Origin of the sequence: Mycolicibacterium sp. ND9-15, from assembly GCF_035918395.1 — a bacterium.
GTDB lineage: Bacteria > Actinomycetota > Actinomycetes > Mycobacteriales > Mycobacteriaceae > Mycobacterium.
This window is the reverse complement of record NZ_CP142362.1, coordinates 3097452-3116117: the sequence shown is the minus strand read 5'-3', so window position 1 is coordinate 3116117 and position 18666 is coordinate 3097452. Positions and strand designations below refer to the sequence as shown.

The 18666-nt window shown below is 64.2% G+C and carries 16 protein-coding genes and 1 tRNA gene; 10 read left to right on the top strand and 7 right to left on the bottom strand.

Features of this window, described 5'->3' with window-relative positions; translation table 11 throughout:
* Window positions 1–28: 28 nt before the first annotated feature.
* A complete protein-coding gene (locus tag QGN32_RS15260) occupies window positions 29–1591 on the bottom strand; it encodes a phytoene desaturase family protein (RefSeq protein ID WP_326545204.1) in 1563 nt (520 codons plus the stop codon).
* A gap of 46 nt (window positions 1592–1637) precedes the next feature.
* Window positions 1638–2234, bottom strand: coding sequence for a TetR/AcrR family transcriptional regulator (locus QGN32_RS15255; protein ID WP_326545203.1), 597 nt, complete (start codon window positions 2232–2234; stop codon window positions 1638–1640).
* Window positions 2235–2306: 72 nt separating this feature from the next.
* Here QGN32_RS15255 and QGN32_RS15250 point away from each other — a divergent pair, with 72 nt between their 5' ends.
* The 3 genes from QGN32_RS15250 to QGN32_RS15240 are packed head-to-tail and all read left to right on the top strand — an operon-like array spanning window position 2307 to window position 4060.
* On the top strand, window positions 2307–2801 hold the full coding sequence (locus QGN32_RS15250) for a DUF2834 domain-containing protein (RefSeq protein WP_326545202.1): 495 nt from the start codon (window positions 2307–2309) through the stop codon (window positions 2799–2801).
* 27 nt (window positions 2802–2828) lie between these two features.
* Window positions 2829–3275: an ester cyclase gene (locus QGN32_RS15245; RefSeq protein ID WP_326545201.1), complete on the top strand. Its 447-nt coding sequence runs from the start codon at window positions 2829–2831 to the stop codon at window positions 3273–3275.
* On the top strand, window positions 3272–4060 hold the full coding sequence (locus QGN32_RS15240) for an MBL fold metallo-hydrolase (RefSeq protein WP_326545200.1): 789 nt from the start codon (window positions 3272–3274) through the stop codon (window positions 4058–4060). Before QGN32_RS15245 ends, QGN32_RS15240 begins: the two co-directional genes overlap by 4 nt.
* On the opposite strand, the gene QGN32_RS15235 is transcribed toward QGN32_RS15240, so the two are convergent.
* Together QGN32_RS15235 and QGN32_RS15230 are read right to left on the bottom strand one after the other, a co-directional pair.
* Window positions 4057–4896, bottom strand: coding sequence for an SDR family NAD(P)-dependent oxidoreductase (locus QGN32_RS15235; protein ID WP_326545199.1), 840 nt, complete (start codon window positions 4894–4896; stop codon window positions 4057–4059). The genes QGN32_RS15240 and QGN32_RS15235 overlap by 4 nt on opposite strands.
* A gap of 229 nt (window positions 4897–5125) precedes the next feature.
* A tRNA-Phe gene (locus QGN32_RS15230) sits at window positions 5126–5193 on the bottom strand.
* A 174-nt stretch (window positions 5194–5367) separates the two neighbouring features.
* Here QGN32_RS15230 and QGN32_RS24300 point away from each other — a divergent pair.
* The 4 genes from QGN32_RS24300 to QGN32_RS15210 all read left to right on the top strand — a co-directional run bounded on the left by QGN32_RS24300 (window position 5368) and on the right by QGN32_RS15210 (window position 8645).
* Complete coding sequence (locus QGN32_RS24300) at window positions 5368–6882, top strand: rolling circle replication-associated protein (protein WP_442791709.1); 1515 nt, start codon at window positions 5368–5370, stop codon at window positions 6880–6882.
* Between the two features lie 148 nt (window positions 6883–7030).
* The gene (locus tag QGN32_RS15220) at window positions 7031–7498 is read left to right on the top strand and encodes a TIR domain-containing protein (RefSeq protein ID WP_326545197.1); all 468 of its coding nucleotides are present in this window, start codon (window positions 7031–7033) and stop codon (window positions 7496–7498) included.
* On the top strand, window positions 7495–8073 hold the full coding sequence (locus QGN32_RS15215; RefSeq protein ID WP_326545196.1) for a toll/interleukin-1 receptor domain-containing protein: 579 nt from the start codon (window positions 7495–7497) through the stop codon (window positions 8071–8073). The genes QGN32_RS15220 and QGN32_RS15215 overlap by 4 nt, the downstream gene beginning before the upstream one ends.
* On the top strand, window positions 8070–8645 hold the full coding sequence (locus QGN32_RS15210) for a hypothetical protein (protein WP_326545195.1): 576 nt from the start codon (window positions 8070–8072) through the stop codon (window positions 8643–8645). The genes QGN32_RS15215 and QGN32_RS15210 overlap by 4 nt, the downstream gene beginning before the upstream one ends.
* 58 nt (window positions 8646–8703) lie before the next feature.
* On the opposite strand, the gene QGN32_RS15205 is transcribed toward QGN32_RS15210, so the two are convergent.
* The 3 genes from QGN32_RS15205 to QGN32_RS15195 all read right to left on the bottom strand — a co-directional run bounded on the left by QGN32_RS15205 (window position 8704) and on the right by QGN32_RS15195 (window position 11033).
* Window positions 8704–9147 carry an HIT family protein gene (locus QGN32_RS15205; protein WP_326545194.1) on the bottom strand — a complete coding sequence of 148 codons (444 nt, stop codon included), beginning with the start codon at window positions 9145–9147 and terminating at the stop codon, window positions 8704–8706.
* A gap of 186 nt (window positions 9148–9333) precedes the next feature.
* Window positions 9334–10077 carry a hypothetical protein gene (locus QGN32_RS15200; RefSeq protein WP_326545193.1) on the bottom strand — a complete coding sequence of 248 codons (744 nt, stop codon included), beginning with the start codon at window positions 10075–10077 and terminating at the stop codon, window positions 9334–9336.
* Window positions 10074–11033 carry a hypothetical protein gene (locus QGN32_RS15195; RefSeq protein WP_326545192.1) on the bottom strand — a complete coding sequence of 320 codons (960 nt, stop codon included), beginning with the start codon at window positions 11031–11033 and terminating at the stop codon, window positions 10074–10076. Before QGN32_RS15195 ends, QGN32_RS15200 begins: the two co-directional genes overlap by 4 nt.
* Before the next feature lie 296 nt (window positions 11034–11329).
* Between QGN32_RS15195 and QGN32_RS15190 the strand changes: the two genes are divergently transcribed.
* From QGN32_RS15190 to QGN32_RS15180, 3 genes are all read left to right on the top strand, one after another.
* The gene (locus QGN32_RS15190; RefSeq protein WP_326549085.1) at window positions 11330–12355 is read left to right on the top strand and encodes a S1 family peptidase; all 1026 of its coding nucleotides are present in this window, start codon (window positions 11330–11332) and stop codon (window positions 12353–12355) included.
* A gap of 110 nt (window positions 12356–12465) precedes the next feature.
* A complete protein-coding gene (locus QGN32_RS15185; protein WP_326545191.1) occupies window positions 12466–15876 on the top strand; it encodes a DUF8742 domain-containing protein in 3411 nt (1136 codons plus the stop codon).
* Entirely contained in the window at window positions 15876–18665 is a 2790-nt protein-coding gene (locus QGN32_RS15180) for a DUF1156 domain-containing protein (protein ID WP_326545190.1), read from the top strand. The genes QGN32_RS15185 and QGN32_RS15180 overlap by 1 nt, the downstream gene beginning before the upstream one ends.
* The last annotated feature ends 1 nt before the right edge of the window (window position 18666 follow it).

Below are 18666 nucleotides of genomic sequence, written 5' to 3'. Positions count from 1 at the left end.
TCCCGGTGCGACGGGTCGGGAAACGGATTCAGGACATGTCGGCCAGTGCCTGCTTGGCAGCGTTGTACCCGGGAATGAACGTGATCCCCGGCCCGCCGTGGCAGCCGGCACTTGCCAGATACAGTCCGTCGATCGGAATCGGTTGATCCACATATCCTTTGGGGCCTGGCCGGTTCGGCCCGATCTGGTCGGGATGGATCAGCCCGTGACAGTAGTCGCCGCCCGGCGCGCCGAACATGGTGCCCATGTGCTTGGGCGTGAACGTCGTGTGCCGCAGGATGAGATCTTCGAAGTTCGGCGCCAGCCGCCTGATTTTCTCGATCACCCTCCTGCCCATCTCGGCCTTCATCTCGCCGTAGCCCTGTTCACCCTCCTGGATGGGGAACCAGAGCGAGAACGCCGAAGCCGCATGCTTGCCGGACGGCGCCAAGCCCGGATCGTTGACCGACGGGATCTGCAACGCGATCGTCGGGTCGGCGGGCACGATGCCTCGCCGGGCGTCTTCCCACTGCTGCTGCAGTTCTTCGGGAGTGCTGAAGATTCCGATGTTGGACTGCATCGCAGGGTCATTCAGCAGTTCGTAGGGCGCCGCGAACTCCGGAATCCCCTCGAGCGCGAAGTGCATCTGCAGGTAGCTGCCCCGATGGTCCAGCCGCGAGAACCGGTCGCGCACTTCCGCGGGCACCGCGCCGGGATCGACCATGCCGTTGACGGTCAGATCGGGCGCGACGCCGGAGACGACGACCGGGGCGGAAAGCGCAGTGCCGTCCTCGAGGCGCACGCCGTTGACCCGGCCGTCGTCGACCATGATCTCGACGACCTTGCTGCGCAGCCGCAGTTCGCCGCCGCCGGAGGTGAACACGTCGCACAGATGCGAGGTGAGCGCCCCGATACCGCCCCGCAGCTTCTTGACCAGCAGGGCGTTCTCGTCGGGAACGGCGAACCCGTAGGCGAGCGCCGCCGCGGTGCCCGGGGTGGCGGGGCCGCGGTAGGTGGTGTTGCACGCCAGCAGCGACAGCATGCCGCGCAGCGCCCCGTTCTTCTCCTTGTCCGGCAGGTAGCGGTCGAGCACGTCGGTGACCGACCCGAACAACAGATCGGTGATCGTCGACCGCTCGAATTCATTTGTCGCGCAGGCATACATCTCGTCGAGCGACTTGGGCGGCTGGCCCGCGTCGAACCGGCCCAACGCCCGGGTGGGCGCCTGACACCAGGCCATCAGACCGGCCATGCCGTTGACGGCCTCGGCACCGTGCACCTCGTTGATGTGCGTCAGCAGCTTCATCGGGTCGGTGTAGTAGATCAGCGGTTCCTCGCCGACGCCGCGCAGCGACACCGACATGACATCGAGGTCGACGGTCGGCAGCGCGTCGAGGCCGAGCTCGCGGCTGACCACTGCCGACGTCGGGATCTGCACCGAACCGGCGATCTCGAATCGGAACCCGTCGAACAACTCCACGGTGGAGGCCATCCCGCCGGCGTAGAGCTTGGCGTCCAGGCAGAGCGTGCGCAGCCCCTGCTTCTGCAGCAGGGCGGCCGCGGTCAACCCGTTGTGCCCCGCACCGATCACGATCGCGTCGAAGTCGCTCATCGGCCGAGGCTGACACGCACCGAAAGTTTTGTCAATCGTGACAAAACTATCCGCGGATGCCCTCGGCGAGGGCGCTCAGAGTCTCCCCGGTCAGCCGGGACAACTCCGGCAAGGAACGCTCATCCCCGAGCATCCACACCTCCATCGCGCCGAAGACCGCGGCCGCGATACACCGTGCCGTGACAGCGATCCGCATCCGCTCGTCGATGGAGGCCACCGCTGGGCCGCCTTCGGTCAGGTGCTCTTCGATCGCCTCGGCGAAGTCGGCCTCGACCTGGCGCATGTGCCGCACCACCCGGCCGGGTTCGAGTTCCTGCGCGCGCAACGCGGCGGTCTGCGCGACGGCCCAGTCGTCGTACGGCCGCGCCATGATCGCGTTGTGCACCGACTCGACGATCGTCTCCTGCCGGTCGCGCGCCGCCAGCGCCGCGCGGAACCATTCCAACCCGGCATAGTCGGCGAAGAGCAGGTCGTGCTTGGACGCGAAGTGCCGGTAAAAAGTTCGCAACGAAACGCCGGCGTCGGCCGCGATCTGCTCGGCCGACGTCTCCTCGACGCCCTGGGCCAGGAACCGCACCACCGCCGCCCTCCGCAGCGCCTCGCGGGTGCGCTCGCTGCGTGCGGTCTGGGCAGGCCGGGGCATGTGCACGAAAGTACCCCAGAGATGTTTTGTCAATATTGACAAAACCGGGCGGGGTGATGAGAAACTCCGGACATGGTCTCGCTGATCGTCCACCTCGTCCTCGGATTCGCCACGCTGGCCGTCATCGTCAAGGCGAACCCGGCGATCTTCGCGCGCTACACCTCGGGCCCGCGGGTCACCAAGCTCGAGTTGTTCTACTACGTCGCCGGCGTCGCTTCGGTGATCCTGGGCTACTACTTCAACAACCAGTTCGTGGCCGAGTACGCGCCGCCCGGTGGGCTGCACAACTTCATCTGGGGTCCGGGCAGCTGGTCGGAGTTCATCGCGCTCGGCTACGACAATCCCGCGGCCAGTTCCGCGAGCCAGGACTACACGATCATGAGCCTGCTGCTCTTCCCGGCGTGGTTGCTCGTCGACGGCCACCGGCGCGGCATCAAGCACGCCTGGCTGTATTTGGGCTTCATTTTGTTCGCTAGTTCTGCGTTCGCGTGGGCGTTCTACTTGGCCACGATCGAGCGCCAGCACCGCCATCAGCAGTCGGCGGCAGAGGTGAAGTCGACCGCCTGACGGCGCCCGCAGCCGTACAGTGCGTGCATGGTCACCGACGCGCTGCGGCAACGCCGACTCGACGTGATCCGTGTGCACATGGAGACGGAGGTCACCAAGGACTTTGACGCCACCCTGGCCACGTTTAACGGCCATCCGCACTACGAGATCATGGCCACCGGTCAGGTCTTCGACGGTGCCGACGAGGTGATGGCCTACTACCGGACCACGCGCACCGCCTTCCCGGACCAACGCCACGACAGCGTCCGATACCACGTCGCCGACGATGCGGTGATCGTCGAATTCGACCTGCTGGGAACCAATCTCGGTGAGTTCTACGGGTTGCCCCCGACAGGTCGGGCGTTCCGGGTGCCGGTGGCGGCGGTGTTCTTCTTCGACGGGGACCGCATCGTCAACGAGCGGATCTACTTCGACTCCGCGAGCCTGCTGACGCAGATCGGCCGCACGGAACTGCTCGCCGGAGGCGGGGCGTGAAGGTCCACCATCTCAACTGCGGGTCGATGCATCCGTTGGCGGTGCCGTCGCTGGTATGTCATGTCCTGCTGGTAGAAACCGGCAACGGTTTGGTGCTCGTCGACAGCGGATACGGCTTGGGCGACTGCGATGATCCGGCACTGCGCATCGGCCCGATGCGCCGGATCACCCGGCCGACCTTCGACCGCGACGAGACCGCCGTCAAACAGGTCCAGCGACTGGGCTTTCGCCGCGAGGATGTCCGACACATCATTGTCACGCACTTCGACGTGGACCACATCGGCGGCATCTCGGACTTTCCCGACGCCGAGATTCATTGCACGGCAGCCGAAGCGCTCGGTGCCATGCGAGCACCCACTCGCGCCGAGAGGTTCCGGTTCCGGCCGGCCCAGTGGGCGCACGACCCCAAGATCGTCGAACACAATCCCGATGGTGAGACGTGGCGCGGGTTCGCCGCAGCCAAGGAACTCACGGAGGTCTCGCCGGGGATCGCGCTTGTCTCGCTGCCCGGCCACACCCGCGGCCACGCCTGCGTCGCCGTCGACGCGGGCAGCCGTTGGCTACTGCACTGCGGGGACGCCTTCTACCATCCGAGCGCCATCGGCGGTGGCGGTCGAATCCCTGGACTGCTCGGCGCTTTCGAGAAGTTCGCGGCTTACGACCGCAAACGGGTGGCCGACAACCATGCCCGCCTCACCGAGCTCTACCGTCGCCACGAGCCAGACCTGTTGCTGCTGTGCGCGCACGACCCAGGCCTGTTAGAGCTCGCGATCCGAACCGCCTAACGGCTCGCTCGCTTTCGCAGCGTCGACTCGAGGCGGTCCAGCACGTCGTAATAGCGGGTCGGTGCGATCCGGGCGAGGGCGTCGAACAGGTAGGCATCCGGCCCGACGAGAATCCGAGCCTTGCCGGCCTCCACGCCGCGGTGAATGATGGCCGCCGCTTTGTCGGGTTGCGTCCTGGTGATCGCGGCGAAGTCCTTGATCATCTGCTCCTTCGTCGGCCCGCCCGGTTCCTCGTGGAACCGGCCGTTCCGCACGATGTTGGTGTTCACTCCACCGGGGTGCACGTTGACGGCGGACACACCGGTGCCGCGCAACTCCTGCCGCAGCGAGTCGGTGAACCCGCGAACCGCGAATTTCGCTGCGCAGTAGGCGCTTTGACCGGGCATGCCGACAAGGCCGAAGACGCTGGAGGTGTTGACGATCACACCCTCGTCCTGGTCGACGAGGATCGGCAGGAACGCCCTGGTGCCGTTGACCACACCGTGGAAGTTGATGTTCCACAGCCAGTCGTCGTCTTCGACGACGGCGTCGAGCACCGTGGACCCGAGTGCGACGCCGGCGTTGTTGAACACCGCCCCGAGCGGCCGCGGCGCCCACTCGCGGACCTCGGCGGCGAACTCACGTTGCGCATCCGCGTCGCTCACGTCGAGCACCCGTAGCAGAGCGGGACCGCGCAGCGACGCCTCAGTCTCCTTGAGCCCCTGCTCATTCACGTCGGCGACGGCCACCGGGCAGCCGTACGCCGAAAGTCGTCGCGCCAGTGCGCGACCGATGCCCGAGGCGGCACCGGTGACGACCGCGGTGCGGCCGCTGATCGTTCTGCGCTGCTTGGTCATGCTCGCTCCTTCGAGGCCGCGTGGTCGGTGTGCTACACCACAAGGTAGACGGGAGGCAGGTTCATTTCGCCCATGAGCCGCCTTGTGTGGTACGCAGAGGTACCGGATACGGTACGGGGTGGTACCGAAGAAGACAAGGCTCAACCGCGGAAGCGCTGAGGACAGGTTCGGGGATCAAGTGCGGGTGGCCAGAGCGGGGATCGTCTCCGATCGCTGACGGAGCTGGATGTGGTGGCCAGGGCCGGGATCGAACCGGCGACCTTCCGCTTTTCAGGCGGACGAGATAGCCACTGACCTGCGGTTTATCTGAGTCTATGCGTCGTATGCGCCGCATTGAGCTGCGCTGACGTATTCAGTCTGTCCGGCGAACGGACATAAACCGGACACGGTGCTTGCACTCCTGACCAGGAGCTTCGGCACTGCCGCTTGCGTTGTGGGCGGCGTCGGGGCCTCCGGGGAGCAGGCACCCCGATGCCCAGCATCGAATCATCATCCGCCGACTCGACACGATCGCTGCACGGCTCGGCATCCGACACATCTCACCCGCCATGCGGTCCCAGTTCTGCGGGCGTCTCGGTTGACGGGAGGTCGCGAGCGCCCGAGGCCGCCCCGGCCGCAGGGCGCGAGAGCGACAGTGGTCGGCCGGACGTCAACCGAAGCACCGGCCTCAACCCGGCCGCGGCCGGCGGGCTTGTTATATGTGCCGAAAATGTCCGCGCCACGCTCGCCGACGGGACCGCGACCGGCGATCTGCGGGCGATCGACGCATTGGGGCTGCGGTTCCCGAGCCCCGAGATGGTCTCCGCGGCTGCGGCATTGTTCGAGCCGGTGGCACCGTGGGCTTGTGGTTCTGGTCGTCGAGGCACCGAACCTGAATCGGGACGGTTTCGCATCACGGTCGGTCCTGGCGTCGTACGGCTCGGATGGACCAATCCTGTCCGGGCTGAGAAAACAGCAGAACGGGCCGTCGGTCATCACCAACATGACGTTGACGACGCGAAGCTGCACGTCAGATATGACCTCGCCTCCACAGCCGGGGACGGTGATCAGTCCGTCGTGTCTTCGACACGACGGAGATCTACGGAAAACGAGCAGCGGAGTGCTGGTGGTGTCATCACCGAGTGGTCCCGCAAATCACGGTCGTCGATGTGCCGCACCTTCGCCGAACTCGACTACAGCCCGCTCGTGGAGTCGGGCCGTGTCCCGGAGATGATCACTCTCACCTACCCCAGTGAGTGGGAGGTCGTCGCGCCGGACGGGGCCAGTGTGAAGCGGCATATGGTGTTGTGGCGCAAACGATTTCAACGCGAGTACGGAGAACCGGCCCGCTACATCTGGAAATTGGAGTTCCAGCGCCGTGGAGCACCGCACGTCCACCTCTGGATGGCACCACCTACGTCGCCGGGCCGGTCGGGCCGCAGGTTCGCTCAATGGTTATCGGAGGCTTGGGCGCAGGTCGTCGATCACCCCGACCCGGAGCAGAAGTCACGGCACCGGCTCGCCGGCACCGCCATCGACGTTCGCAACGGCCTGAAAGCGTGCGACCCCAAACGCCTGGCTATCTACTTCACCAAGCACTCATCACCAAATCTGCACGGCGACAAGGAATATCAGCACACCGTGCCCGAGCTCTGGCGGCAGCCTGGACGCGGCCCTGGCCGGTTCTGGGGCGTGTACGGACTCAAGAAGGCCATCGCCGTGGTGGAAGTCGCTCGGGATGCATACCTCGCGGCTCGCCGAACCGTGCGTCGCTGGTCACGCAGCCAAGCCGTGTACGGCGACGCGGGTAGCCGCTTCCCCACTGCCGTTGTCCCGCGTACAGCGGTCCGCCTCGTCGCCCGCGTCGACGGCACCACCGGTGTTGTGGAGCACCGGCGTCTGCGACGACGACGAATGCTCTGTAAACAAGGCGGGTTGGCCGGCGGTTACGCGCTGGTCAACGACGGACCCCAGTTCGCTGCCCAACTCGCCAAAGCAGTCACATGAACACGGCCCAAGTTTCCTTAACAACGGAAGAGGTCGCCACGGGCAGGCGGTCGTAGCACGCGAGTGCGTCCTCATCGGGAATGTCAGACGCCATCGTTATGGTCAGTTCCGCAATGATCCGTTGCTTTGCATTCACTGGAGGTCCTCAATGGCGAAGACGGTCTTCTACAGTTTCCACTACGAGCGTGACGTCCATCGCGTGCAGCTGGTCCGCAACATCGATGCCCTCGAAGGGCAGCCGCTCCTGAACTCGCAGGACTGGGAGAAGGTCCGCGACCGCGGCGACCACGCCATCAAGAACTGGATCGATGAACAGATGCGCTACAAACGAGCGGTCATCATTCTGATCGGGCAGCAAACTGCCGGCAGGCCATGGGTCAAGTACGAGATCCAGAAGGCGTGGAACGACGGTAAACCCCTGCTGGGCGTTCGAATTCATGGGCTGTCATCGATGGGCAAAGTGGATCAGCCAGGCCCCGATCCCTTCGATGCCGCTGGCCTCCGTTACGCAGGTATTCCTGTATTCGATCCAACCCGTGCCGACTCTCAGGCAACCTACGCCGCACTGCGTCTAAACCTCGCCACATGGTCTGACCGGGGAGCTAAACGGCCATGAGCCTCTACACGGAAGACGATTTCCGCAGTATGGCCGGCAGCGTGACCGCGAGTGCAGCTGCGGATTCCCTACGCACCGCGTCCAAGTCGGCGACAGGAGAATTCGACATTTTCCTGAGTCACAGCGTCCGCGATGCGCGAGTGATACTTGGCATACGAGACTGGCTCACCTCGCGGAACCTGCGCGTGTACGTCGACTGGATCGACGACCCTGAGATGGACCGCTCGGCAGTGTCTCGTGCCACGGCAGCCCGTCTGCGTGAGCAGATGCTGCACTCACGCAGCCTGCTCTACGCGACGTCACGTGCCGCTAAAGCATCACGCTGGATGCCCTGGGAGCTCGGATATTTCGACGGCCTCAAGGGGAGCGAGCGAGTCGCGATCATGCCCCTCGATAGCTCCAGCAGCAACGAATTCATAGGCGAGGAATACCTCGGCCTCTACAAACAAATCGAGCGGGTCCGCGCAGACGGCAAATTGGAGCCCTATGCGGTACAACCTTCGCGCAAGCAAGCTGAGTCGCTGCGCTCATTTGGCCAAGCGGCCGGCCGCTATGAAAACCTGGTGCATTCGTGACGAACGAAAACGACAGCGGGTCCGACGGCCTCGACCGCAGCGATCACCACAAGCACATGGACTACGTCCAAGCCGTCATCACCAGGCTGGCGAACAACTCGTTCCTTATGAAGGGCTGGGCGCTGACGTTGTCCTCAGCGCTCCTTGGGTTCGCAATCACACAGAAGCATGCAGGACTTGCACTCGCCGCCATAGTGCCGGTGACAGCATTCTGGTTACTCGACACTTACTACCTGCGCCAGGAGCGTGCGTTCCGCGACATGTACGCCGACATCGCAGCAAAACGATTACGCGACTTCAAAATCGATCCCAAGCCGTATGCCGAAAACCAGCCGTGGAGCGTCGGCTTCTCGGTAAGTCTCAGGATCTTCTACCTTGCGATCATCGTCCTAACTCTAGTCGTGGCGATAACCCTGGCTGTCGCTGCTGCCGTGCCGGCGCACCAAGACAATCAGCCGCAGCCGGACGGGAACCAGAACAGCTCCGACGAGCAACCACCCTCCAGTAGTGCCGTTCAATCAAGCCAACCGTCGTCGCCGATCGCACCAACTGCGCGTACCTCGACCCCCTAGCGGGTCATCACAAGGCACTGTCGAGTCGACTACCTAACCTGAGCCGAGGATTTGGAACTCAACCGTGATGATTGAGAGTCGCACGGAGTTCCTCAACAATTGAATCCAGTTGCGCGACTGACCATTCCGCATCATCCGGCCAGAGGTCCGGCATACGATCGCCGCTCTTCCGAGGAACTACGTGAATGTGCAGATGGAAGACTGATTGGCCCGCCGCCACCCCGTTGGACTGAATTATGTTCATGCCTTCGGCGTTGGTTGCTTCAGCAACAGCTACCGCAACTCGGCGGGTGGCATCCGCCAGGTCACACGCCTCGCGTTGGCCAACGGCCCAGATATCGGGTAGGTGAGTCGTTGGAACAACCAGGGTGTGGCCGAGCACAGCTGGCACATCCGGAAGAAACGCCAAGACTGTGTCAGTTCGCAAGACCTCGCGGGCGAAGGCGCGACCGGCAACGATAGCGCAAAAAGCGCACTCGCTCGGAGGACTGTTCGCATCCACCGAGACCCCGCTAGCCGCTGCCCATTGATAGCCAACGGTCGCTCATCAGGCAAGACTACTGAATATCTGCTGCTCAGATAGAGCAGTCGCATGTCGGCGTCGCCCTGAAACTGACCCAGTGTCAATGAAGCGCCTTGGCATCACCAACGCGCATCTCTTGGCGCAGTCGCCCCAAGGACGTAGCGATTAACCGGAAGGAAGAGCAACGTGACGCCGGAGCAGCGCACGGACCCGGGCAGGCACCATCGTCGGCGGACCGGAAAGCATCCGCGCCGCCTCGCGTGCCGCATCCCCGCGCTCGCCACCACTCGTGACCCTCGGGTCGTTCATTCGCCACGGTGATGCGAAATAGTCCGGCTCTGTGGCCACGATGTCCAGCAGCGTTTCGATGTCTTGGAGGTCTCGCGCCGAGGCTCGGACGGTTCGGGCCAGCATCTTCAACACGAACGCGGCTTCGACATCGGGGACGGGGATCTCGAACGTTATCGTGTCGCCATCGGTGAGCCGCGCAGTGACCGCTACCTGGATCGGGGTCACTGCCAGAGCCAGCCGCAACCCCGGCGCCCCGTCGAAGGCCCGCTCACCAATGATCCGTTTGCCAGGCCTCACCTGGGTGGGGACTAGGAGGTCGACCGCCTGATCCCCAAGGACGTACCGGTTACCGTACTCAGGTTTGTACCCGAGACCGGTGAGCTGGTCGTGGAAGCCGCCCTCGGCGGCGACGTTGACGTCGATCCCCGTGTCGGCGTCCGAGGTCAACCTTGGCATGCCCGGCAGGCGGTACGCGTACCGCAGCAATCGCACCATGTGACCCCCGATGATCCGGTACTCGGAGTCGCCGGCGGCGGTGGCCACGTCACGGAGGGCACGCATCCCGTGGTCATCGGCCGCCGCGGTGCAAGCTAGGACGACCGGTACAGTCCCCGTCACCGGACCGCGATCCAGTCGGTGAGTCGCTCCGGCGCGCCGTCGCCAAGGTCAGCACCGGCAGTCAGGTCTTCGAGTACCACCACCGGGTCCACAGTAGGGACGCCGACAGCCTCACCTTCCGACACCCGGCGCCACCACGTCGCAGTCGTCCACACTGTCGGATCAGCCGGCACCCGTATCGTCAGCGTCGCCTCGTCAGCGGTGGCCTCCACCAGGTCGACGACCGATAGGTCGATCAACTCTTGGGCGTAGACCAATCCCTGGGTCGGTACCCGCCATGGCCGCAGGGCGTCCGCGGCCACTTCGCCGCCTGCGAGGACTGGGACGGTGAGCTCGTTGCCGAGTCCGATCGCGCTTCGAACCTGCTCCACCGCCGACTCCATGCCGTACCAGTAGGTCTCGACGAGGCCGTCGTCCGCGGGGACTGATGACAGCGCGGCAAGGCACTCGCGCCGTGCGGCCTCGGTCATGGGTGTGTCGGGCAGCGGAGCTTTCTCCGCCATCAGCGACACCGCCTGCTGACTCACCCCAACAGCCGCAGCGATGTCGCTCTGGCGCATGTGTTCGCGGGTCAAGACGCAGACCCGCTCCGCTGCGCGCCGGCGTCGTCGGCGCTGGTTGACCGCGCGACGTGGATGCGCCGGTGTAGGTGCCTGGTAGACCGCGCCGGAGAGCACCAGCTCACCGGTATCGGTGACGCTCAGGTCGACCGCGCCGTCGCGGAGGAGCGCGGACCGAGCTTCGTCCGTGATGGTTTCGCAGACGACCAGGACCCGCTGGCCGGGGCGACGTCGCAGATGGTCGAGCACCTTCGCCGCGGACGATACCCTCTCGGCGACAAGAAGTTCCGCCGTGACTGCATGCCCGCCGACACGATAGGTGATGTTGTGGGCGTCACCGGCCACAACAGAAACACCGGCATCGGCTAATCGCGAGGGCAGCGATGTTGAATTCACCCTTTTACGCTACCAGCCACTAATAGTCAAACAAGCGATTACGCAGGTTCCCGAGTTCACTTGTTTGACGATTGTTCCAATGTCAGGTAATTGGGGACAGAACGGGCGCGCGGCACGCCTCGTTCGTCGAGCAAGCACGCGCTGAGCATGTCGAGCCACCATATTCTGACCCGCCACAGATAGCGTCTATGACCATGGTGGATGTTGACACCGACGCGCTAGCGAGCACATCGCCGCGGCAGCCCACGGCGGCCGATCTGAGGCCCGGGACTCCTGCGTGGCGTGTGAACGTGGCGATGTGCGCCCACCAATTTTTCGGGCTGGTCCACAACCCAGAAGTTGCGGCGGCGATCGGCAAACCCGAACCACCACCAGCCGACCCGGATAGCGGCCCGCCCAGGACCGTGCCGTTCGAACCGTGGTCGGTCGCCGACTTCTCCAAGTACCTGCACACCCTCGGCCTACCCGGCGCAGGCGAGGCTGTCACACTCCACCGCATCCTCAGCTCGATGGAACGCGCCGGGCTTCTGCTGCCACTCGGCTGGAACCCACGATTGCCAATCATGGGCCAGCAGTACATCTCGCAGGGCGCGATATCGAGAGGACAACGCGACGGCAACCTATGGCTGTCCGACGTCTTCGGTGCCGAGCTCATCATCCCGAGCTACAACGCCGTGACTGTTCAACTCGCCGGTCACGACAACGACGGTAACCCGGTCGACAGCTGGGGTACCGGGCTCGTCGTCGACCACAATCACGTCATCACCAACAAACATGTCGTGACCGGACTCGCGGGCGCCAGCTCAGGTCTGTCCGTCTACCCGGCACGCAACCACGATGAAGCCGAGCTGGTGAACTTCTCGGCCACCGCTCATCCACACCCCACGCTCGACGTCGCAGTGATCAAATTCGAGATGCCCGAAGGCAAGTACATCCCGCGGCTTGGCGGCCTGGCGTTCCGTGATCCCGACTGGGCCGACGAGGTCTACGTGTTCGGTTACCCGCGCGTGCCGATGACTGCGGAGATGGCAATCACGGTGCAGCGCGGCGAGGTGGTCAACCCCGCCGCGACGACTATCCCCGACCGCCAGAAGATCTTCCTTTACTCGGCCATCGCGCGGCCAGGCAACAGCGGCGGTCCGATCGTTGCGCAGGATGGCCGTGTGATCGGCCTCGTGGTCGAGGACTCTGCGGAAGCGCCATCGACCGGCACCGGACCGAACGCCGCACCCTTCTATCGCGGCGTCCCGTCGAGCGAAGTGATCCGCGCGCTCGACGAACTCGGCTTCGGCGGCATCGTGGAGATGGACACGCTCCCATAGGCAGAACTCGGGACGTATCAAACAAGCGCCAAACCCTCAATCCGGTCAACGACATGTCCCTGTCGGTCCCCTCGATTAACGTTGTTTGGCTGTCGAGATGGGAGGCCAACGTGCTGCTTGAGGAGCTCAAGCCAGGTTTGCGTATCGATGGGTTGATCCCCGCCGCAGTGGTCACCGTCGTCGCTGCACAGTGGCATGGCACGGACGCGCTTGAGCTCACCTACAAGACGGCCGCAGGCGCGCTCGGACAACAGGTTCTCTTCCGCACGGACGAAGCGAAGCTCGGCGTCGCCCAGTCAGGCTCCCGAGCCTTCGACGCCCCGGCAGCTGACTTCAAGCTCGTCGCCGAAGCGCAGCGCATCCAGCTGGCCGGTCTGTTCGATCCAATGCTGGCCGTGGCCACCAGCGACGTCCGCCCGTTGCCCCATCAGATACGCGCGGTCTACGGCGAGCTTCTCCCACGCACACCGCTGCGCTTCCTGCTCGCCGATGACCCCGGCGCCGGCAAGACGATCATGGCTGGCCTCTACATCAAGGAGCTGATCCTTCGCGACGACGTCAAGCAGTGCCTCATCGTCGCGCCGGGCGGACTGGTCGAGCAGTGGCAGGACGAACTGTTCTTCAAGTTCGGGCTGCGGTTTGACCTGCTCACCAATCAGCTCATCGACGCCAACGTGAACCTCAACGTGTTCGAGACCAACCCGCTGCTGATCGCCCGCATGGATCAGCTGTCCCGCAACGAGGAGCTGCAAGCCCAGCTCAAGGACACCGAGTGGGATTTGGTGATCGTCGACGAGGCCCACCGCATGGGGGCGCACTACTTCGGCGCCAAGCTGGAGAAGACCAAGCGCTTCCTGCTCGGCGAACTGCTGGGCTCCATCGCGCGCCACCTGCTGTTGATGACGGCCACCCCGCACTCCGGCAAGGGGGAGGACTTCCAGTTGTTCCTGACCCTGCTGGACCGCGACCGGTTCGAGGGCAAGCACAAGAAGACCGCCGACACCAGCGGCATCATGCGCCGCATGGTCAAGGAAGAACTGCTCACGTTCGAGGGCAAGAAGCTTTTCCCCGAGCGCATCGCCGAGACCGTCCCTTACGAGCTGACCGCGCTGGAGTACGACCTCTACGAACAGGTCACCGCGTACGTGCGCGAAGGCATGAACCGCGCCGACAAGATCGGCGGCAAGCGCAAGAACACGGTCGGCTTCGCCCTGACCGTGCTGCAACGCCGACTGGCGTCCAGCCCGGAGGCCATCTACCGCAGCCTGGTCCGCCGCACCGAACGCCTGGAGCGCAAGAAGCAGGAGATCCTCAACGGCACCTACGTCGAGAAGGAGCCCAGCATCGACGTCGGCGCCCTAGACGCCGACGAGTACAACGCCGAGGAAATCGAGGACATCGAGGAAGAACTGCTCGACGCCGCCACCGCCGCACAGACCGTCGAGGAACTCGACGCCGAGCTGCTGGAACTCGCGGAGCTGACGAAAGTCGCCAAGCAGGTCCGCGACGCGGGCACCGACCGCAAGTGGACCGAGCTGAGCACGATCCTGCAGGACAACGCGCTGACCACCAACAAGGATGGGGTACCGCGGAAGTTCATCATCTTCACCGAGCACCGCGACACCCTGGACTACCTGACCGCTCGGATCCGCTCGCTGCTGGGCAAGCCGGATGCGGTGCAGGCTATCCACGGCGGAGTGCGCCGGCTCGAACGTCGCGTGATCACCGAGGAATTCACCAAGAACCGCGGCTGTCAGATCCTGCTGGCCACCGATGCCGCCGGCGAGGGTCTGAACCTGCAGGCCGCTCACCTGATGGTCAACTACGACCTGCCGTGGAACCCTAACCGGATCGAGCAACGGTTCGGACGCATCCACCGCATCGGCCAAGAAGAGGTCTGCCGGTTGTGGAACCTGGTGGCCAGCAACACCCGCGAAGGCGACGTGTTCGTCCGGCTGCTGATCAAGGTCGAAGAACAGCGAAAAGCATACGGCGGCAAGGTGTTCGACGTGCTCGGCGAAGCGTTCACCGAAACCTCACTGCGGGACCTGCTGCTGGAGGCCATCCGCTACGGTGATCAGCCCGAAGTGAAAGCCAAGATGCACGAGATCATCGACGGCCAGGTGTCCGAAGGTTTGACGCAGCTGCTCGAGGAACGCTCCCTCGCCGCAGAGCATCTCGCCGAGGCCGACCTGGCGAAGCTACGCGCGGCGATGGACGAGGCGCGAGCCCGGCGCCTGCAGCCGCACTACATCGAGTTGGCGTTCAAGGCGGCGTTCACCCGGCTGGGCGGGCGGATCGCCAAACGCGAGCAGGGCCGCTACGAAATCGCCAACGTCCCGGCGCCGATCCGGGCGGGCAACGTCGGGCCGATCGCCACCAAGTACGACCGCGTCACCTTCGACCTCAGCCAGGTCCACTCCGACGAGTTGGTGCGTGCCGACCTGTTGGCGCCGGGGCACCCGTTGCACGATGCGGTGATCGACGAGGCCATCCGCCGCCACGGCGGCGCCCTGAACAGCGGCACCGTGTTGGTGTCTTCCACGCTGGAGGAACCACACCTTTTGGTCGGCGTGGTGGAGGAGGTTGCCGACGCGACCGGCGCCACGGTGTCGCGCCGATTCGGATATGCCTACGTCGACAGCTTCGGCACCGTGACCTCCGCGGGGCCTGCACCCTACCTTGACTGTGTGGCGGCCCCCGATGTGCCTGCGGTCGCAGCGGCCCGCCAGTTGCCGTGGCTGGCCGAGGCAGAGGACCGGGCGATCAGTTGGATCATCGCCAACCAACTGCCGGAATACCTTGCCGAGGTACAGCCGCGACGCGCCGCCGAACTGGCCAAGACCCGCGAGCTGGTGACCAAACGCCTTGAGCACGAACGCGATCGACTGCTGTTGGACGCTGCGGTCGCCGCCGAGAAGGAGCAGGCCGGCGACAAGCCCAAGGAGTCCGCGGAAAGCCTCAACCGCAAGGCCGTCGACCTCGACGCCCGGCTGCGCAGACGGTTGGAGACACTCGACCAGCAGGCGCTGATGTCGACCAAGCCGCCGCGCATCCTCACCGCAGCGCTCGTCCTGCCGATCGGAATGCTCGAAGCCGACCTGCCGCCGACGGCGCCGATCCACGCGAAGGAAACCAAGGACGTCGAACGCCGCGGCGTGGACCTGGTGCTCGCACGCGAGCGCGAACTTGGTCGCACACCGGTGGAACAGGCCTTCACTAACAAGGGGTTTGACATCCTGTCTCACGCGCCCAACGGCGACACCTACCGCATCGAAGTCAAGGCGCGCATCGACGGGGCCAAGGACTTCTTCGTTACCCACAACGAAGTGATGGTCGGTAAGAACACGGTGCCGCGATACCGACTCGCTCTAGTGACGGTCGACCCGCGCGGGCCGCAACACGACGAGGTGCGGTATCTCGATAATCCGTTCGCGACAACCGATCTGGGCGATTTCGATTCCACCGGTATACGTGGTGACTGGGCGAAGATGTGGGCAAAGGGAGTGAATCCGTTCTGATGACCGATGGCGACGTGGCAGTCGAGCCGATCCGCAAACGCAAACTGATCGAAGTTGCGCTTCCTTTGGAGGCGATCAACCGGGAATCCGCACGAGAGAAGTCGATTCGGCACGGCCACCCATCGACCCTCCACCTGTGGTGGGCGCGACGGCCGCTCGCCGCCGCGCGGGCCGTCCTCTTCGCCCAGCTCGTCGATGACCCCTCGTCGCGTCCGGACGAGTTCCCCACCGAGGAGCTGCAGCGCAAGGAACGAGACCGGCTGCACACGCTGATCGAGCGACTTGTGGTGTGGGAGAACATCCGTGACGAGAAGCTCCTCGCCCAGGCGCATGCCGAGATTCTCAAGTCGACCAACGGCAACCCTCCGCCGATCCTCGACCCGTTCGCCGGTGGCGGCACCATCCCGCTCGAAGCGCAACGGCTCGGGCTTGAGGCCCACGCCTCGGACCTGAATCCGGTTGCGGTGTTGATTAACAAGGCACTGATCGAGATTCCACCGAAGTTCCGAGACCAGTCACCGGTGTTCCCGGGACTTGCGGAATCGGAGATCCGCGACTGGAAGGGCGCCGAGGGGCTCGCAGCTGATGTTCGCACCTACGGGGCCTGGATGCGTGACGAGGCTGAGAAACGCATCGGCCACTTGTACCCGAAGGCCACACTGCCCGACGGATCAAAGGCGACTGTCATTGCATGGATTTGGGCACGCACGGTGACTTGTCCCAACCCAGCCTGCGGGATCGAAATGCCGCTGGTGCGCAGCTGGTGGCTCGGCAAGAAGAAGGGCAAAGAGGCGTACGCCGTCCCGCGGGTCGTAGCCGATTCATCACACCCATCTGGTCAGCGGCTCCGGTTCGATATCGGACACGACAAGCGCGGCCCCGCAACCGACGGCACCATGTCCGGCCGACAGGGCGGGCTGTGTCCTGCTTGCAACAGCCTCGCATCTGTCGACTACATCCGATCGGAGGGCAAAGCCCAGCGCATGGGCAATGCGTTGCTGGCAATTGTCGCCGAAGGAAACAGACAACGCGTATACCTTGAGCCTGAAGTCGCCCACGTTGAGGCGGCCGACGTCGAAGCCCCCGATGACATCGTGTCAGGCGAAATCGCCGATAACCCTCGGTGGTTCTCGCCGCCTGCTTATGGCCTGACGAAGTTCTCAGACCTTTTCACCAACCGTCAGCTCGTCGCGCTCACGACATTCAGCGACCTGGTCGCCGAGGCCCGCGATCGCGTGCTCACCGACGGCGGATCATCCGACTACGCAGACGCCGTCGCGACGTATCTGGGTTTCGCGGTAAGTCGTCTCGCTGACTATGGGTCGACTGTTTCCACCTGGATGCCCGACCCCAAGAATGAGGGCATCCGAAATACGTTCGCACGACAAGCAATTCCAATGACATGGGATTTCGCGGAAGCCAACCCATTCTCAGATGCCTCGGGAAACTTCGCCTTCATGCTGCGCGGGATCGGCCGTGTGTTGGACGCGCTTGTCCCGCACAACGGCGCCGTAGTGGGGCAAGCCGACGCGAGCTCACGCCCATACAGTGGTTTCGTCGTAAGCACTGACCCGCCCTACTACGACAACATCGGCTACTCGGATCTGTCCGACTTCTTTTACGTTTGGTTGCGTCGAAGTCTCCGCCCAGTCCACCCAAAACTTCTGTCAACGATGCTGGTTCCGAAGGCCGAAGAACTCGTCGCAAACCCGTACCGCCACAACGGCAAGAACGGTGCTCGGCAGTTCTTTGAAGACGGCTTCCGCTCAGTATTCGCGCGTGCGCGCGAATTCACGCCGGACGACTTCCCGATCACGGTCTGGTACGCGTTCAAGCAGAGCGAATCAGACGACTCCGGCGCAGCATCAACAGGCTGGGAAACCCTGCTTGAGGGCATGATCCGATCTGGCTGGGAGATTACGTCCACGTGGCCCAGCCGCAGCGAACGAGGTGGGCGAATGATCAGCGTCGGGACCAATGCTCTCGCCTCCTCCATCGTCTTATCCCTCCGTCCACGCCCAGAAGGTTCGGCGACCACTGACCGCCGGGGCTTCATTGCTTCACTCGAATCGGAACTGCCTGCCGCGCTGCGCAAGCTGGAGCAGGGCATGATCGCTCCGGTGGACCTACCCCAGGCTGCAATCGGCCCAGGTATGGCTGTGTTCAGTCGATACGACGGGGTCCTCGAACCCGATGGTTCGAAGATGACCGTCCGCTCCGCACTCGCGCGTATCAACGAAATCCTCGACCAGGTACTTAACGAGCAGGAGGGCGACTTCGACTCGACATCTCGCTTCGCGATCGCATGGTACCGCCAACACGGTTACAGCACAGGCAAATTCGGCGATGCCGATAACCTTGCGCGCGCCAGGAACACGAGTGTCGACACCATGGAACGAGACGGGATTCTAACGTCCCGTGCCGGGAACGTTGCGTTGATCAAGCCGGCAGACCTTGGCGCAGGGTACGACGTCGTCGCCGACCGGCACACCAGCAGCTGGGAAGGCCTGCATCACCTGATCCGAATTCTTGAGCAGGATGGCATCGCGGCCGCCGGCGACTTCCTGCGGTCGGCTCTGAGCCGTGAGGACCGTGCAATCGAGGCCGACCTCGTCAAGGAGCTTGCGCATCTGCTTTTCCGTATCGCGGAGGGCAACGGGTGGACCAAGGACGCGTTGAGTTTCAACAACCTGGTGACCAGCTGGCCCGAGATATTCGACGCCGCGCGTTCTGAAAAGCCAAGAACAACCTCTCAGACCTCATTCGATTTCGAGGAAGACGCCGACTGAC

Excerpts from the sequence above, each read along its gene's own strand:
- QGN32_RS15260 (WP_326545204.1), bottom strand. The coding sequence starts at position 1,591 with ATGAGCGACTTCGACGCGATCGTGATCGGTGCGGGGCACAACGGGTTG.
- QGN32_RS15220 (WP_326545197.1), top strand. The coding sequence starts at position 7,031 with ATGGCGAAGACGGTCTTCTACAGTTTCCACTACGAGCGTGACGTCCAT.
- QGN32_RS15215 (WP_326545196.1), top strand. The coding sequence starts at position 7,495 with ATGAGCCTCTACACGGAAGACGATTTCCGCAGTATGGCCGGCAGCGTG.
- QGN32_RS15255 (WP_326545203.1), bottom strand. The coding sequence starts at position 2,234 with ATGCCCCGGCCTGCCCAGACCGCACGCAGCGAGCGCACCCGCGAGGCG.
- QGN32_RS15190 (WP_326549085.1), top strand. The coding sequence starts at position 11,330 with ATGTGCGCCCACCAATTTTTCGGGCTGGTCCACAACCCAGAAGTTGCG.
- QGN32_RS15180 (WP_326545190.1), top strand. The coding sequence starts at position 15,876 with ATGACCGATGGCGACGTGGCAGTCGAGCCGATCCGCAAACGCAAACTG.
- QGN32_RS15250 (WP_326545202.1), top strand. The coding sequence starts at position 2,307 with ATGGTCTCGCTGATCGTCCACCTCGTCCTCGGATTCGCCACGCTGGCC.
- QGN32_RS15245 (WP_326545201.1), top strand. The coding sequence starts at position 2,829 with ATGGTCACCGACGCGCTGCGGCAACGCCGACTCGACGTGATCCGTGTG.
- QGN32_RS15235 (WP_326545199.1), bottom strand. The coding sequence starts at position 4,896 with ATGACCAAGCAGCGCAGAACGATCAGCGGCCGCACCGCGGTCGTCACC.
- QGN32_RS24300 (WP_442791709.1), top strand. The coding sequence starts at position 5,368 with ATGCCCAGCATCGAATCATCATCCGCCGACTCGACACGATCGCTGCAC.